Source organism: Neptunomonas qingdaonensis (assembly GCF_900113275.1).
Classification (GTDB): Bacteria; Pseudomonadota; Gammaproteobacteria; order Pseudomonadales; family Balneatricaceae; genus Neptunomonas; species Neptunomonas qingdaonensis.
Genome location: NZ_FOOU01000006.1, coordinates 201,989 through 217,408 on the forward strand (window position 1 = coordinate 201,989; position 15,420 = coordinate 217,408).

Below are 15,420 nucleotides of genomic sequence, written 5' to 3' on the forward strand. Positions count from 1 at the left end.
GTACGTTCTCAACTCGCTGACCAGTAACGTTTTTCTTTTTGCCGCCAGGTCTGTAGCCGACAACCTGATTCGCCTGCATCTTCAAGCAAGACAGCGCCTTTTTTATCGGTGCGAATAATCCTGCTGCCGTGCGCCTTAATTCGCGACACCACATCGGCATGCGGATGGCCGTAACGATTAAGAAACCCAGCAGATATCAGCACACTATCAGGTTTTGCTACGTCAAGTAGCGTCCCGCCGGTTGAGGTACGGCTACCATGATGACCCGCCACTAACCAGCTCACAGGCGACAAACTATCGGCCAATTGCGCTTCAACTTTAAGACCCGCATCACCCGTTATCAATAAGCCACACTGCGAGCTACGCACTACTAATACACAGGAACGGTCATTATCAGTGGCATTTGTTGCAGGCTCAGGATGGATATAAGCAAACTCAATACCATCCCACGACCAGGTCACGCCCGGCTTACAAAACTTTGCAGGAATCGGTAAGGCGGCAGGCATACCGCTTTCAGTGACACCGATGCCCAGGATTTGAGAAACTTTGCTGACACCTCCGGCGTGGTCATTATCGTCGTGGCTGACGATAAGCTTATCCAGGTAATTAATCCCCTGCTGTTTCAAATAAGGCATGACAGCTCGCTCAAAGGCATTACTACCATTGGCATACGCCGCCCCTGTGTCATATAACATCACATGCTGATGGGTACGTATTAAAACAGATGTACCCTGACCCACATCAAACACGATCGCCTTAAATTTTCCTGATTCGACGTTGTCTTGTGGTGGCATAAATACCGGCAACCAACACAACACACCCACGAGTTTTAATTTACTACTGACCGGTTGCAAAATCATCACCGCACCCAGTCCTGCAAATACAACAGCAATTATGCCCGTCGATTGTAAGTCCAGCACCCACTGATCACTCAAGCCATCAATCCAGGCCAGGCTTGCCCATAATCCCTGAATAAGCATACCGACACCATCCAGCCCCCACTGTATCCCGATGCTTTCCATTAACAGAGCCGGCATAATCAACATGAGTAACAAAGAAAGGAAAGGAATCGCCAGCATATTAACCAACGGCGAGCTCATCGACACCTGCCCAAAAAACAACAATAACAAGGGACTTAACACCCACAAAATCCACCACTGACTTTTTAGCAAAATCATCAAGGGCGCTTTTGCCTGCCTTATCGTCACCAGAAACAATAAAGCAGCCACCGCACTGAAAGACAACCAGAATCCAATTTCATGCACGGCTAACGGTTGCAATGTCAGCACAACCGCCATGGCCAACCACCAACGCGCCCAGACATCAGGACGCCGCATTAATAATTGCGCCCCCAATAATACGGCAGCCATCACCCACGCACGCTGCGTCGGGATACTAAAGCCGGCCAAGCCAACATACAAACCACTTAACCCCAAAGCCGCAATCACCGGCAACCACTGGTGAGCAACTGAATGCTCCCTACCGCGAAACAGAGCAACGAAAAGCAAACGTCCCAGCCACCACCCCAGCCCCACACAAACGCCGATATGTAAACCACTGACTACCATCAGATGCGTTGTTCCGGTATTACGCATCAAGCTCCACTGCCACTCCTGGAGTGCATTTTTATCGCCGATCAACAACGCCTGCAAGGTTGAAGAAACGACAGGCTGTGCGCTAAAACGCTCGGCTAGCCAAGCGATCAACCGAAAGCGAATCAAGTCTATGGAGGAAGAGGACGCCTGTTGTTGCTCAAGCAACACCTTCACATAACCAACGGCATCAATATTGCGGCTTAGCGCCCACCTTTCGTAATCAAACCCTGCTGGATTCCAGAAACTATGCGCTGGTCGTAGTTTTACATCCAACAGCAGACGATCCCCGGGTTGTATATGGCGGTCAGCCCGATACCAGCTCAAACGAATAATCCGCGGTTTATGCTTAGGCTGACGGGATAGCTGACTGGATGACTCGCTAACTAACTCGCTAGATAACTTTTTAGAAGATCCAGATTGAATGTTATTAACACGCAAACTAAAACGCACATGCTTATCTTCAGACTGAGGAAGCCCCTCAACAACACCGCCAACTCGCCAAAGCACTTTTGCATCATCCACACTCCATCGCTGCATCAGTTGAAAGTGACCGTATAGCAGTGCAATAACCAGCCCGATAAAAAAGCTGAGCAGCCTGACGCGACCCGCTGGAAAATAACGAAATATGATCAGCCCCAAAACGGGCAAGGCAGAGAGCCAGATAAGTGGTGGTAGCACCGGAAGCCAGGCTACGATAGCAAAAGCTGTGATATATGTGATCATCCTTGATCTCTGTGTTGGCTTACACAGCTACGCTGTGCATAATAGTGTTATCTTTTTCTGATGAAGTATACTTCCTATGCCCCGGAAGATTATCAAGAAGCTCTTGCCCGACGAGTCAATACTGCGAAACCATAAACACCTGAGTTGGCTTGGCAGTCATCTACACGATCCATCATTGTGGCACTTAACACGTAAATCTGTTGCACGCGCTTTTCTTGTTGGAGTATTTTGTGCTTTTTTACCCGTGCCGATGCAAATGATAATTGCCGCGGTACTGGCACTCTTTGCTAGGAGTAATATTCCAATCTCCGTCGGCTTAGTCTGGATAACAAACCCGCTGACGATAACGCCGATATTTTATTTTACCTACGTGGTCGGTACTTATTTGTTAAATACACCGACGCTGGACATTGAGCTGAAGTTCACTTATGAAGCACTATACCACGACCTTTCCGCTATCTGGTGGCCCTTGTTAGCGGGCTCCTTATTCTGCGGCGTTATTTTCAGCGTAATCGCATATTTCACAGCTTCATCATTCTGGATATGGCATGTGCGTAGATCATGGTCGAAAAGAAGTAAAGATTAAGCAGTGTCCTTGGTTAACGGGTGTAACCCTCCCTCCCTGAGCTCTAACACCCGATCCATACGATGCGCCAATTCAGCGTCATGCGTGACAATAATGAAAGACGTTCGAAACTCCTGATTCAAACGCGCCATCAAGTCCTGAACATCATTAGCGGTATGATTATCCAGGTTTCCTGTGGGTTCATCCATCAAGACACAGGCAGGCTGAGTAACCAGCGCACGTGCAATAGCCACACGCTGCCTTTCCCCCCCGCTGAGCTGGGCTGGTTTGTGTGTTAAGCGGGCAGACAAACCAACCGCTTTTAACATCTCTTGTGCCCGGGTTCGCGCTTCATTAATAGCCACTTTGCCTAACAACAATGGCATTGCTACGTTTTCAACAGCATCGAACTCTGGCAACAAATGATGGAACTGATAAACAAATCCCAACTGGCGGTTGCGAATCTGTGCTCTTTTTTCTTCAGATACAGAGTACAGCGACTCACCACCGACACAAACCTCTCCCTGAGTAGGTGCTTCCAGTCCACCGAGAATATTAAGCAAGGTGCTTTTGCCAGAGCCGGACGTCCCCATAATGGAGATTCGTTCACCTTCTGTAATCGTCAAACACACATCTTTCAAGACTTCCAAAGCGCTACCCGCTTCAGTGTAAACTTTACCGACAGCGTCACACACCAATACAGCCTTACTATTCATAACGCAACGCCTCTGCTGGCTGAGTTTTAGAAGCGCGCCATGCCGGATAGAGCGTCGCCAGGAAGCTAATCGCCATGGCAGATGAAGCAATCAGGCCTACATCTTCCCAGTTTAACTGCGAAGGTAAGTAGCTGATGAAATACACATCCGAAGATAAAAACTGAACACCCAATGCCTGCTCGACCCACGCAACCAGATCCGTCACACTTAACGCCAGAATAACGCCAAGCGCAGACCCTATAAATGTCCCCAAAAAACCAATAACAATACCCTGCACCATAAAAATACGCATGATCATGCCGGGTGTAGCACCCAGTGTGCGCAATATAGCAATATCTGATTTCTTATCTGTAACGACCATCACCAGTGTTGACACGATATTAAATGCAGCAACAAAGACGATCAAAAAGAGCAACAAACCAATCATTTTCTTTTCCATTTGAATCGCCTGAAAAAGATTACCATGCGTGCGCGTCCAGTCAGAAACAAGGAAGTAGCCCTCCAGAGTTGCAGCTATCTCACGCGCCGCAACAGGCGCTTCAAACAGATCCTGGAAAGTGACGCGCACACCTTCCACACCTGCAGAAATACGCTTCAAACGAGCGGCATCATCTATGTGTATATAGGCAAGGGAACTGTCCAGTTCAGCACCCACAGAAAAAATACCGACAACAGTAAAACGCTTTAACCGCGGCGTAACGCCTGCCACACTGATAGAGGCTTCAGGTAATACCAGTGTCACTTTATCACCCACACGCGCCCCTAAATAGCGGGCTAACAGATCACCTAATACCACACCGAACTCACCACTTTTAAGGCTATCCCATTCACCATTGAGCATATGCTGTGAAACAATCGATACCTTACGCTCAGCGATAGGGTCAACCCCTTGCACCATAACGCCACGCACTTGACCAGAAGAGGTCAGCATGCCTTGTGCATTAATAAAAGGAGCAGTGGCTATCACTCTTGGGTCTTGACCAACAATAGTTGCTACCTGCTTCCAATCAGCTATCGGTTTTTCATAGCCAGTGATGGTCGCGTGAGGAACCATACCAAGGATTCTGTCTTTCAATTCACGATCAAAACCGTTCATAACAGACAAAACAAGAATTAACGCCGCAACCCCCAACGTCAACCCCAGCATGGAAACCAGAGAGATAAAGGAGATGAAATGATTACTGCGTTTGGCTGCGGTATAGCGCAAGCCTACATATATAGAAAAGGGTCTGAACATGGTCGCGGATTAAATCACAGTTGGGTTAGTAACTCTAACAATATTAAGAAAATCTCCGCTATACTCTAGTCAACAACACGTGAACAGGAGGTGACTGTGAGCCAGGAACGAAGGCAGTTTTATCGGGTCGAGAAAAATGTAGCATTAGAAGTGCAGCGTGTCACCGCTGACGAAGTTAAGGTCTCACTTCAACCGGCGCAGTTTGAAGTATCTCCCTACTTCGAATTAATCTCTGAAGTTCAGGAGATCGACAAGCTACAAGACGACCTACTTCATCAACTTAACGATACAAACCCTCTTTTAGCACAACTTTTCAAACTGCAAGCTGAAAAGTTACACCTGATCACACGGACACTGGCAAACAGCGGCCTGAAAATCGAAAAGCTGACTAAACAATCGATCAACCTAAGTGAGGGTGGTATGCAGTTTCTCGCTGCAGATGAACACTATCAGGTTGGTGAATTTCTTGCCATCAAACTTGTTTTTTCGAATCCCTTATTGGGAGTTTTATTATACGCAAAGGTTCAACGCATCATTCAACAAGGGCAAGAGACGCATATTGCCGTTTCTTTTTACCGGATGCCTGAAAACTGCCGTATGCTGATCGCACAACGTGTGATTCAAACGCCACCTGAACGCATAGAAAACGCTGATTGATAAAACAATATGGGCATCTCCGGCTTTATAGTAAAAGACATTATCGATGCATTCGAACAATTAAAAGGGTCCTTAGCCAATTTTGACAAGCAGCTTGCTCTATCTCAGTTGCCCATCTCATTGCCGGGCGAAACGGGCTTAATACGAACAGCAGATAAACAACGACATGTACGACAAATATATACTGATATCTGGCATAGCGGCCATCAGGATGGTCGCAGAACACATTCTTGCTTCGGCCTAGTGGGAGCAAATCCTGATTTGCTGGCTGCAGCACAGCAGCTCAACGAATATAAAGATCAATTTCGCATCTGCATTGGCCAACTGAAAAAATCCGAATTGCCCGAAATTTCTCAGACACTTCATCAGCGCTCTCACGCTATTGCCGCCAGCATGAATCAGGCAGGCCTTGGGCGATTGCACCTCAAGCAGTGTTATCGGCATATTCCACTAGTAGAAACTAAACCCGAAAACATCCGCTTTAGCTGGTACAGCAGTGGCCGTAGCATTCGTAAACTGACTGCCCATGATGCAATGGACATGCTGTTAAAGCTTGATATTTCACAAACACATATCAACAGACAGATAGAGAAACTCTCACCGTTAGATAAAAATACGCCTTTAGCTCAAATACAAAAGCAGGTACCTGTTATTCGTGCCAATATCGCATGGAAAATTGACGCTACACATTGGCAGCGTATTGCAAAAAACTGCCCTCTCCCTATACTGATCCCTCTTGGAGAAGATGATCTACTGCCAGTGCATAATGATTTAGCGCCCACACCACCTGCACAACGCAGCAGAGCTTTGCGCTCAGATAGCATTATCGATCCCGAGCCTTTTCTACCAACCTTACGTATCCATCTTTACCGGAAATAAGAACCCATGAACAACAACACACTTCACCATATCGCAACAGGTATAGGATTTCTGTTCCTGATTGGTTGGTATCTATTGTTCAGGAAACTAGGCTTTCTTGACTGGAGCACGATGCAAATGCCGTCAGGTTATGAAGGCAGCGGATTAATGCTAGCCATCGTCATAATGATGACACCGGCATTTTTTATCTGGAGCCGCTTTAACCGCTTTGTTGAGAAAAAACTGAAGATCAAGGGTGTTTATTACGAAGACAGCTATTATAAAGATAGCGCCAAGCCTGACAAAAAAGACCGGGACTAGCCCGGCCTTTCCACTCACTTTTTTCGCTCAGCGCATCTATAGATTAGCAATACGATTCAACCCGGCAATCGCAGCAACACGATAAGCTTCTGCCATTGTAGGGTAGTTAAAGGTTGTATTAACAAAATACTCGATCGTATTTGCATCACCTTCCTGACGCATAATTGCTTGTCCGATATGCACGATCTCGGATGCCTGATCACCAAAACAATGAATACCTAAGATGGCAAGCGTTTCGCGATGAAACAAGATTTTTAACATGCCGACAGGCTGGCTCGAAATCTGCGCACGCGCGGTATCTTTGAAGAAAGCCTGACCGACTTCATAAGGAATTCTCTCGGCGGTGAGCTCTTCTTCAGTTTTACCTAACGAGCTGATTTCCGGAATGGTGTAAATTCCGGTTGGCACTTCATTGATATACCTGAAACTACCCGCACCCACCAGATCGGCAGCAGCCGAACGGCCCTGATCCAGTGCTGCTGATGCCAGACTTGGCCAACCGATAACATCACCGACAGCATAAATATTATCTACTTCAGTTTTGTAATGCTGATCAACCGTTAACTGTCCACGGCTATTTGCCTTGAGCCCGCTCGCCGCAAGATTCATATTATCGGTATTACCCGTCCTGCCATTACACCACAAGAAAGCATCAGCACGAATACGTTTACCTGATTTCAGGTTCAGGATAACACCGTGCTCATCGCCCACCACACTTTCATATTCTTCATTATGGCGAATTTTAACCGCGGTATTACGCAGATGATAACTCAGCGCATCTGAAATCTCGCCGTCAAGAAAAGACAACAAGCGATCTTGTGTATCGATAAGATCAACTTTCACACCAAGCCCGCTGAAGATCGAGCAATATTCACTACCAATAACGCCAGCACCATAAATAATAAGGGTTCTGGGAGTATGGCTTAATTTAAGTATAGTATCTGAGTTGTAAATCCGCGGATGGGTAAAATCAATATCCGGCGGGCAATACGGACGTGATCCAGAAGCGATAACAACACTTTTAGTACGCAGTGTTTCATCACCCTTGGGGGTCTCTTTTACGATGATCGTGGTGTTATTCTCGAATTCTGCTCTACCAAAGAACACATCAACACGGTTTCGCGCGTAAAAATTGGTACGCAGCATCACCTGATTTGACATGACTTTTTCAGCACGTTTCAAAACCTTCGAAAAAGAAAACCAACGCGGTTCACCAATATCCCGAAACATCGGGTTAGTATTAAATTCGATAATCTGTTTAACCGAGTGACGTAGCGCTTTTGAAGGAATAGTCCCTTTATGAGTACAATTACCACCAACAGAATCTTGCTCTTCTACGATCGCAACACGACGCCCATGCTTTGCAGCATTCATTGCTGCTCCCTCTCCCGCCGGACCTGAACCAATCACGACGACGTCATAGTCATAAACAGCCATCTATTTCCCCTTAGTTATTCGTTACACTTTATTATGCGTTAGATCGGTTCACACATTACCAAATAGGCGATAGCCATCACTCGACAATCAACTTTTAGACTTAACTTCATAAGCAAGGCTGTCTATTTTCGCCAATTCAGAGATACGACGATTCTTTTCGTCTTCATCTTCACATATGCTTTTATCGCCAGCACATATATCACAGGCTGTATCCATGCCCAGTGACGCCATACCGCCACACGAACCCGCAATCGGCTTGCCACCCATAATAACGCCAACCGACATCGCCAGAATGATCAACATCAACCCAGCAAAAACAAAGATAAAAATATCCACATCAACCTCACTTCACCAAGCGTTTTTCAAAACCTGGTGTCATTTTTTCAATAAAATAGTCATCTGATTTTACAATAAAAAAAGCATCTATATTATGCTTAACGGCAAAATCATAAGCTCGATCCTCTCCCATTACCATAAATGCGGTAGCCATCGCGTCGGCTTCTGCACAGGTAGCCATAAGCACCGTAACTGACGCTAATTTATGCGTAATCGGTTTGCCCGTTTCAGGATTGATCGTATGCGAGTATCGAACACCATTCTCTTCAAAATAGTTACGATATTCACCCGATGTTGCTATGCCAGTATTACTAATGCTTAATACTTTTTGTACTTTTCGCTCACCACTGACGGGGCTTTCGACTGCGATTTTCCAGTCCTCGTTTCCTGGCTTGGTTCCTTGCGCACGGAGCTCGCCGCCAATTTCAACCAGAAAATTATCAATATGGTTCTTATTCATTATGTCAGCCAGAATATCGACGCCATAACCTTTAGCAATTGCCGATAAGTCCACATACAGATCTGCTGTTTTTTTCGCCCGTGCCGGATCTGCTTTCAGCAGCAATTTCTCAAAGCCAACCCGCTGTTTCAAAAGGGTCACCTCAGCCTCAGCCGGTGCTTTGATCACTCGCCCATCAGGTCCGAAACCCCACAAGTTAACCAGCGGCCCAACGGTTACATCAAATGCACCCGCTGTTTTATAACTAATATTCTGCGCGAGATTTAAGACGAAAAATAATGCCTCGCTAATGCTAAATTCACTCTTCGCAGGTAGTTGATTAAATTGCGACAGCTCAGAGTCCGCAATATACGTAGACATAGCCTGGTTTACATCCAGCAATGCTTTCGTTACCTCTTCACGAATACCCGGCATTTTAGCATCGCTTGAGTCCACCCACTTCACAGTGAATGTCGTACCCATTGTTACTCCGGAAAAAGAAACAATGTCAGAATTTTGTTTTTGTTCAGCACATCCCAGCAAAAACAAAAAGGCCAGCAGCAATGCTGCCGGCCATTTAGGGACACGAATGCGTGTATCCATCAATGCTTAACCACCGAAGTCATCAAGCAAGATATTTTCAGGCTCGACACCCAAATCCAGCAGCATCTGTACAACCGCTGCGTTCATCATAGGTGGTCCACACATGTAGTACTCACAATCTTCAGGTGCTTCATGATCCTTCAGATAGTTTTCATACAGCACATTATGGATAAACCCGGACATTCCCTCCCAGTTATCTTCTGGTTGAGGGTCTGACAATGCCAAGTGCCACTTGAAGTTTTCATTGTCAGCCTGAAGCTGATCATATTCTTCGTTGTAGAAGCACTCACGCAACGAACGGGCACCGTACCAGAACGACATCTTACGTTTAGACTTCAATCGTTTTAGCTGGTCGAAAATGTGCGAGCGCATTGGCGCCATACCCGCACCACCACCGATGAAGACCATTTCATTGTCAGTATCTTTTGCAAAGAACTCACCAAACGGCCCGTATACAGTGATTTTATCACCTGGTTTCAGACTGAACACGTAAGAAGACATCTGCCCCGGAGGGAGATCATCTTTGCCCGGAGGTGGAGAAGCGATACGAATATTGAACTTAACAATACCCACTTCTTCAGGATAATTCGCCATTGAGTATGCTCGGATAACAGGCTCCGTTACCTTAGAAACATACTTCCACTGGTTAAACTTATCCCAGTCACCGCGATACTCTTCTTCAATGTCGAAGTCTTTATAATGAACTTCGTGAGCAGGCGCTTCTAATTGAACATAACCACCCGCGCGAAAATCAACATTTTCCCCTTCAGGCAACTTCAAAGTCAGTTCTTTGATGAAAGTAGCAACGTTCGGGTTTGACTCAACCGTACATTCCCACTTCTTAACACCAAAGATTTCCTCTTCCAGTTCAATATGCATGTCCTGCTTAACAGCAACCTGACATGACAAGCGCCAGCCATCTTTCGCTTCACGCATAGTAAAGTGAGATTCTTCAGTAGGCAGCATAGAACCACCCCCCTCAAGGACCTGGCACTTACACTGCGCACATGTACCACCGCCACCACAAGCCGACGGAACAAAAATCCCGACGTTTGAAAGTGTTTGCAGAAGCTTACCGCCTGCTGCAACGGTGATAGATTTTGCCGGATCATCGTTGATATGAATAACGACATCACCGGAACTTACTAATTTAGAACGCGCTGCCAGAATTACCGCCACGAGTGCAAGCACTACGACGGTAAACATGACAACACCGAGAACGATTTCAGCATTCATGGGCTTAATCCATCCTTTTGTTGAACATGCCTAGCAGCATTAAAGCTGTACGCCAGAGAACGACATGAAACCCAGAGACATCAAACCAACAGTAACGAAGGTAATGCCCAGGCCACGTAATCCTTCTGGAACGTCGCTATATTTCAATTTTTCACGGATACCTGCCAGCGCAGCAATTGCCAACGCCCAGCCAACACCCGCACCTACTCCATACACTACGCTTTCACCAAAGTTATAGTCACGCTCTACCATAAAGAGAGCCGCCCCCATAATTGCGCAGTTAACGGTAATTAACGGAAGAAACACACCCAATGCGTTATAAAGCGCCGGAAAAAACTTATCCAGTACCATTTCGAGGATCTGCACAATCGCCGCGATAACGCCAATATAGGAGATGTACCCCAAAAAGCTCAGATCGACTTCCGGATAACCCGCCCAAGCCAACGCACCTTCTCGCAACAGTCCGTTATAAAGGAGGTTATTTACAGGAGTAGTAATAGCAAGTACTACGATGACCGCAATACCAAGACCAATCGCGGTTTGCACTTTCTTCGAAATAGCAAGGAAAGTACACATCCCGAGAAAGAACGCCAACGCCATGTTTTCAACGAAGATAGCCCGAATAGCCAGACTGATATATTGCTCCATTATACAGCCCCCTTCTTAGAGTTTGGCGCCATGATGAACTCAGGAGCCTCTACCTGCTTTTTATCATAAGCACGTATAATCCAGATGAATCCACCGATGATAAAGAAAGCACTTGGCGGCAACAACATCATGCCATTGGCCTGATACCAACCACCATTAGTGACTAATGGAAGAATTTCGATTCCAAACAGGCTGCCTGATCCGAACAATTCACGGAAAAAAGCAACAAACATCAGTACGGCACCGTAACCTAGCCCGTTACCGATACCGTCCAAGAAGGAAACCCCAGGAGGGTTCTTCATAGCAAAGGCTTCAGCACGACCCATGACAATACAGTTCGTGATAATCAAACCGACGAAAACTGATAACTGTTTAGAAATATCGTAAGCAACGGCTTTCAGAATCTGGTCTACAACAATTACCAAAGAGGCAATAATTGTCATCTGACAGATAATACGAATACTGCTGGGCATATGATTACGAATCATAGACACAAACATATTTGAAAAAGCGGTTACTGAAATTACTGCCAGCGTCATAACAAGCGCAGTATTCATGTTCGTTGTTACCGCCAGGGCGGAACATACACCAAGGATCTGCAATGCTATCGGGTTATTTTTGACGATAGGGCCCGTCAAAATATCTCTAGTTTCAGACATGATTTACACCCCCCCCGCTTTCAGATTAGAAAGAAACGGCGCATAACCGTTTTTACCCATCCAGAACTTAACCATGTTAGACACTCCATTACTGGTAAGTGTCGCACCGGAAAGACCATCGATTTGATAAACTGCATTTACAGAGGCTGGATCCACTTTACCTTTAACCACACCTAGCAATGGTTCCATAGCACCATCAGCATAGACTTTCTTACCCGGCCACTGCGACTTCCAAAGCGGATTATCTACTTCACCACCCAACCCCGGCGTTTCAGCGTGAGAATAAAAGCCTAAACCAACCACTGTATTAAGATCACCTTCTAAAGCAAGGAACCCGTAAAGTGTTGACCAAAGACCATAACCGTGAACAGGCAAAATGACTTTTTGAAGCTTACCGTCAGTCTCAACCAAGTAAACAGTCTGGTACTTCGCCTGACGTTTGATTGATGCAATATCAACCTTACGATCTAATGCATTTGATAAAGCAGGATCTTTAGAAGCTTTACGCGCATCAAATGTTGCAACGTTAACCTCATCTGTAAACTTGCCTGTTTCCAAATCAATCACTTTTGTAGTGATCTGAGAGAACAACTCTTCAACTGTTTTTGAAGAATCCATCAAACCAGCCGCCGCCAGAATATTTGTCTTCCTGTCTAACTCTTTGTTTGCAATCTGCTGCGGCTTAAGAAGCACTGCAGCAGCAGATACAATCACAGAACAGACAACACAGAGTAATACGGTGACGGTAATCGTTTTACCGATTGTATCGTTATTAGCCGACATTGCGCGCCATCCTCCGTTTAATGTTTGCCTGAATGACAAAGTTGTCAATCAATGGTGCAAACAAGTTACCGAACAGAATCGCTAGCATCATACCTTCAGGGAATGCTGGGTTAACGACACGAATTAACACCACCATAATTCCGATCAGTGCACCAAAGTACAATTTACCGGTATTTGTCATTGAAGCCGAAACCGGATCGGTAGCCATGAAGAACATACCAAATGCGAATCCACCTAACACAAAGTGCCAGTAGAAAGGCAGAGCAAACATCGGATTCGTATCGGAACCAATAATGTTCAGTAAGACCGACATCCCGACCATACCTGCAAACACACCAGCAACGATACGCCATGCAGCTACTTTAGCTACTAGCAGCACAGCCCCACCAATGATAATTGCGATGGTCGATGTTTCACCTACAGAGCCCTGAATCTGCCCAAGGAAGGCATCCATCCACGTCAGGTTTTGAGCAAGAATGGCATCAACACCACCCGCTGCAGCCAAACCTAGCGGCGTTGCACCTGAAAAACCATCAACGGCAGTCCAGATAGCATCACCCGACATTTGTGCAGGATATGCGAAGAACAGAAAGGCACGGCCAGTCAGCGCCGGGTTCAGGAAGTTTTTCCCTGTACCACCAAACACTTCTTTACCGATAACCACACCAAAACTAATCCCCAGAGCAACCTGCCACAAAGGAACCGTTGGTGGAAGAATCAATGCAAACAGGATCGATGTTACGAAGAAACCTTCGTTAACTTCATGCCCACGCTTCATTGCAAACAGAACTTCCCAGAAGCCGCCGACAATAAAGACCGTTGCATAAATAGGCACCCAGTAAACAGCACCATGGATAATATTATCCCAGATACTGCTTGCATCAAATCCGGTCAAAGCACCGGCAAGAGCACCACGCCAGCCTTCTGCTTCGGTCAGACCCATACCAGCCATCGCTGTATTTGCCTGGTATCCGACGTTGTACAGACCTGCAAAAATTGCAGGGAAGGTACACATCCAAACCAAAATCATCATGCGTTTAAGATCAATACCATCCCGCACGTGTGACGCTGTTTTGGTAACATAACCAGGTGTATAAAAAATGGTATCTGCTGCTTCATACAGCGCATACCAATTCTCGTACTTACCGCCTTTATGGAAATGCGGCTCCATTTTATCAAGTATATTTCTGATACTCATACGCTGCCTCTCTTAGGCTTCTTTCTCGATGCGAGTCAGATTATCGCGAAGGATTGGACCGTATTCATACTTACCAGTACAGGCAAAAGTACAAAGGGCCAGATCTTCTTCGTCGAGTTCCAGGCAACCTAACTGCATAGCAGCTACGATATCCCCGGTGACTAACGCACGTAGCAGTTGAGTTGGCAAAATATCCAGTGGCATCAGTTCTTCAAACTGTCCCACAGGAACCATTGCTCGCTCAGAACCATTTGTGGTGGTTGTGAAGTCGAACTTTTTGCCAGACGAGAGGAACGATGTAAAGACGTTCAGGACAGAAAACTTATTGGCACCAGGCAATACCCAGCCAAGAAATTCACGTTTATTCCCTTCGGTCAATACGGTTACCTGATTTGCATATCGTCCCAGATACCCAAGAGGACCTTTAGCCGTCCGACCATTCCAGACAGAACCGTTAATCAAACGATTCTCACCGGTAGGCAGCAGGCCAACAGTCAACTCACTCAACTTAGCACCCACGCGGGTTTTAAGAATGGCAGACTTATTAACATGCGGACCAGCAACAGATACAAAGCGCTCAACAAACAGACGGCCTTCAGTAAATAGTTTACCGATAGCAACCACGTCCTGATAACCAATAGTCCATACAGTTTTTGTACGAGACACCGGATCAAGGTGGTGTATGTGAGTTCCGGCGTTACCTGCAGGATGAGGCCCCTCGAACTCTTCGACAGTGACGCCATCAACGTCAGAGACTTTTGTGCCCGGCGCTTTACACAGATAAACCGCTTTCTCACTCAGCTTTGTCAGCAACGTTAAGCCGTTGGCGAAATCATCAGCGTATTCTTTAATGAATAACGCAGGATCTGCCGCCAACGGATTCGTATCAATTGCAGTTACAAAAATAGAAACCGGCACAGTAGTTACCGCAGGCACCCGACTAAACGGACGCGTGCGAAATGCTGTCCACAGGCCTGAGGCCTGAAGATTTTCAACTACTTGCTCACGCGTAACAGCCGAGAGCTGAGCAACATCATAACGTGCGAATTCTATTGCTTCTTCTTCAGCATCCAGCTCAATAACAACCGATTGAAGAGCCCGACGCTCTCCTCGATTGATCTCGCTTACTACCCCAGCACCTGGTGCAGTTACCTGAACGCCTTCAGTTTTCTTATCGGAAAAGATCACTTGACCGAGTTTTACTCGATCACCCACCTTGACGGCCATTGTTGGCTTACAACCAATATAGTCTGGCCCAATCACGGCGACCGACCGAATTTCCGCCACAGAACTTTTAACAGCCTGATGCGGAGAACCCGTTATCGGTAGATCTAGACCTTTATTGATCTTGATCATACACCTCACCCAATCACGATTAAATTTTTCGAGATCTTGCTTCCTTTTCGCCG

The 15,420-nt window shown here is 46.3% G+C and carries 16 protein-coding genes; 4 read left to right on the forward strand and 12 right to left on the reverse strand.

Annotation, left to right across the window (positions count from 1 at the left end; all coding sequences use genetic code 11):
* Nucleotides 1-8 precede the first annotated feature (8 nt).
* Nucleotides 9-2,318: a DNA internalization-related competence protein ComEC/Rec2 gene (locus tag BM099_RS10965; RefSeq protein ID WP_090727971.1), complete on the reverse strand. Its 2,310-nt coding sequence runs from the start codon at nt 2,316-2,318 to the stop codon at nt 9-11.
* Between the two features lie 76 nt (nt 2,319-2,394).
* Between BM099_RS10965 and BM099_RS10970 the strand changes: the two genes are divergently transcribed.
* Nucleotides 2,395-2,904, forward strand: a complete 510-nt coding sequence (locus BM099_RS10970) for a DUF2062 domain-containing protein (RefSeq protein ID WP_090727973.1) — start codon at nt 2,395-2,397, stop codon at nt 2,902-2,904.
* On the opposite strand, the gene lolD is transcribed toward BM099_RS10970, so the two are convergent.
* Both lolD and BM099_RS10980 read right to left on the reverse strand, forming a co-directional pair.
* Nucleotides 2,901-3,599, reverse strand: coding sequence for a lipoprotein-releasing ABC transporter ATP-binding protein LolD (gene lolD / locus BM099_RS10975; RefSeq protein ID WP_090727976.1), 699 nt, complete (start codon nt 3,597-3,599; stop codon nt 2,901-2,903). The genes BM099_RS10970 and lolD overlap by 4 nt on opposite strands.
* Nucleotides 3,592-4,836, reverse strand: a complete 1,245-nt coding sequence (locus BM099_RS10980; protein ID WP_090727978.1) for a lipoprotein-releasing ABC transporter permease subunit — start codon at nt 4,834-4,836, stop codon at nt 3,592-3,594. Before BM099_RS10980 ends, lolD begins: the two co-directional genes overlap by 8 nt.
* 96 nt (nt 4,837-4,932) lie before the next feature.
* On the opposite strand from BM099_RS10980, the gene BM099_RS10985 reads away from it, so the two are divergent.
* The 3 genes from BM099_RS10985 to BM099_RS10995 are packed head-to-tail and all read left to right on the forward strand — an operon-like array spanning nt 4,933 to nt 6,672.
* Nucleotides 4,933-5,493 (forward strand): PilZ domain-containing protein, encoded by a 561-nt coding sequence (locus tag BM099_RS10985; protein WP_090727981.1) that lies wholly within the window; start codon nt 4,933-4,935, stop codon nt 5,491-5,493.
* A gap of 9 nt (nt 5,494-5,502) precedes the next feature.
* On the forward strand, nt 5,503-6,372 hold the full coding sequence (locus BM099_RS10990; protein ID WP_090727983.1) for a hypothetical protein: 870 nt from the start codon (nt 5,503-5,505) through the stop codon (nt 6,370-6,372).
* A 6-nt stretch (nt 6,373-6,378) separates the two neighbouring features.
* Nucleotides 6,379-6,672 (forward strand): hypothetical protein, encoded by a 294-nt coding sequence (locus BM099_RS10995; protein ID WP_090727986.1) that lies wholly within the window; start codon nt 6,379-6,381, stop codon nt 6,670-6,672.
* A 36-nt stretch (nt 6,673-6,708) separates the two neighbouring features.
* Here BM099_RS10995 and sthA read toward each other — a convergent pair whose 3' ends face one another.
* The 9 genes from sthA to BM099_RS11040 form a co-directional block, all read right to left on the reverse strand.
* On the reverse strand, nt 6,709-8,109 hold the full coding sequence (sthA, locus tag BM099_RS11000; protein WP_090727987.1) for a Si-specific NAD(P)(+) transhydrogenase: 1,401 nt from the start codon (nt 8,107-8,109) through the stop codon (nt 6,709-6,711).
* A gap of 87 nt (nt 8,110-8,196) precedes the next feature.
* A complete protein-coding gene (gene nqrM, locus BM099_RS11005) occupies nt 8,197-8,445 on the reverse strand; it encodes a (Na+)-NQR maturation NqrM (protein ID WP_177201151.1) in 249 nt (82 codons plus the stop codon).
* Between the two features lie 7 nt (nt 8,446-8,452).
* Nucleotides 8,453-9,487, reverse strand: a complete 1,035-nt coding sequence (locus BM099_RS11010; protein ID WP_090727989.1) for an FAD:protein FMN transferase — start codon at nt 9,485-9,487, stop codon at nt 8,453-8,455.
* A 6-nt stretch (nt 9,488-9,493) separates the two neighbouring features.
* On the reverse strand, nt 9,494-10,723 hold the full coding sequence (nqrF, locus tag BM099_RS11015; RefSeq protein WP_090727991.1) for an NADH:ubiquinone reductase (Na(+)-transporting) subunit F: 1,230 nt from the start codon (nt 10,721-10,723) through the stop codon (nt 9,494-9,496).
* Between the two features lie 39 nt (nt 10,724-10,762).
* Nucleotides 10,763-11,374: an NADH:ubiquinone reductase (Na(+)-transporting) subunit E gene (gene nqrE, locus BM099_RS11020; protein WP_244889936.1), complete on the reverse strand. Its 612-nt coding sequence runs from the start codon at nt 11,372-11,374 to the stop codon at nt 10,763-10,765.
* Nucleotides 11,371-12,030, reverse strand: a complete 660-nt coding sequence (locus BM099_RS11025) for an NADH:ubiquinone reductase (Na(+)-transporting) subunit D (protein ID WP_090727995.1) — start codon at nt 12,028-12,030, stop codon at nt 11,371-11,373. The genes nqrE and BM099_RS11025 overlap by 4 nt, the downstream gene beginning before the upstream one ends.
* Before the next feature lie 3 nt (nt 12,031-12,033).
* The gene (locus BM099_RS11030) at nt 12,034-12,813 is read right to left on the reverse strand and encodes a Na(+)-translocating NADH-quinone reductase subunit C (RefSeq protein WP_090727997.1); all 780 of its coding nucleotides are present in this window, start codon (nt 12,811-12,813) and stop codon (nt 12,034-12,036) included.
* Complete coding sequence (locus BM099_RS11035) at nt 12,803-14,011, reverse strand: NADH:ubiquinone reductase (Na(+)-transporting) subunit B (protein WP_090728001.1); 1,209 nt, start codon at nt 14,009-14,011, stop codon at nt 12,803-12,805. The genes BM099_RS11030 and BM099_RS11035 overlap by 11 nt, the downstream gene beginning before the upstream one ends.
* Nucleotides 14,012-14,023: 12 nt before the next feature.
* Nucleotides 14,024-15,367 (reverse strand): Na(+)-translocating NADH-quinone reductase subunit A, encoded by a 1,344-nt coding sequence (locus tag BM099_RS11040; protein ID WP_090728004.1) that lies wholly within the window; start codon nt 15,365-15,367, stop codon nt 14,024-14,026.
* Nucleotides 15,368-15,420 lie beyond the last annotated feature (53 nt).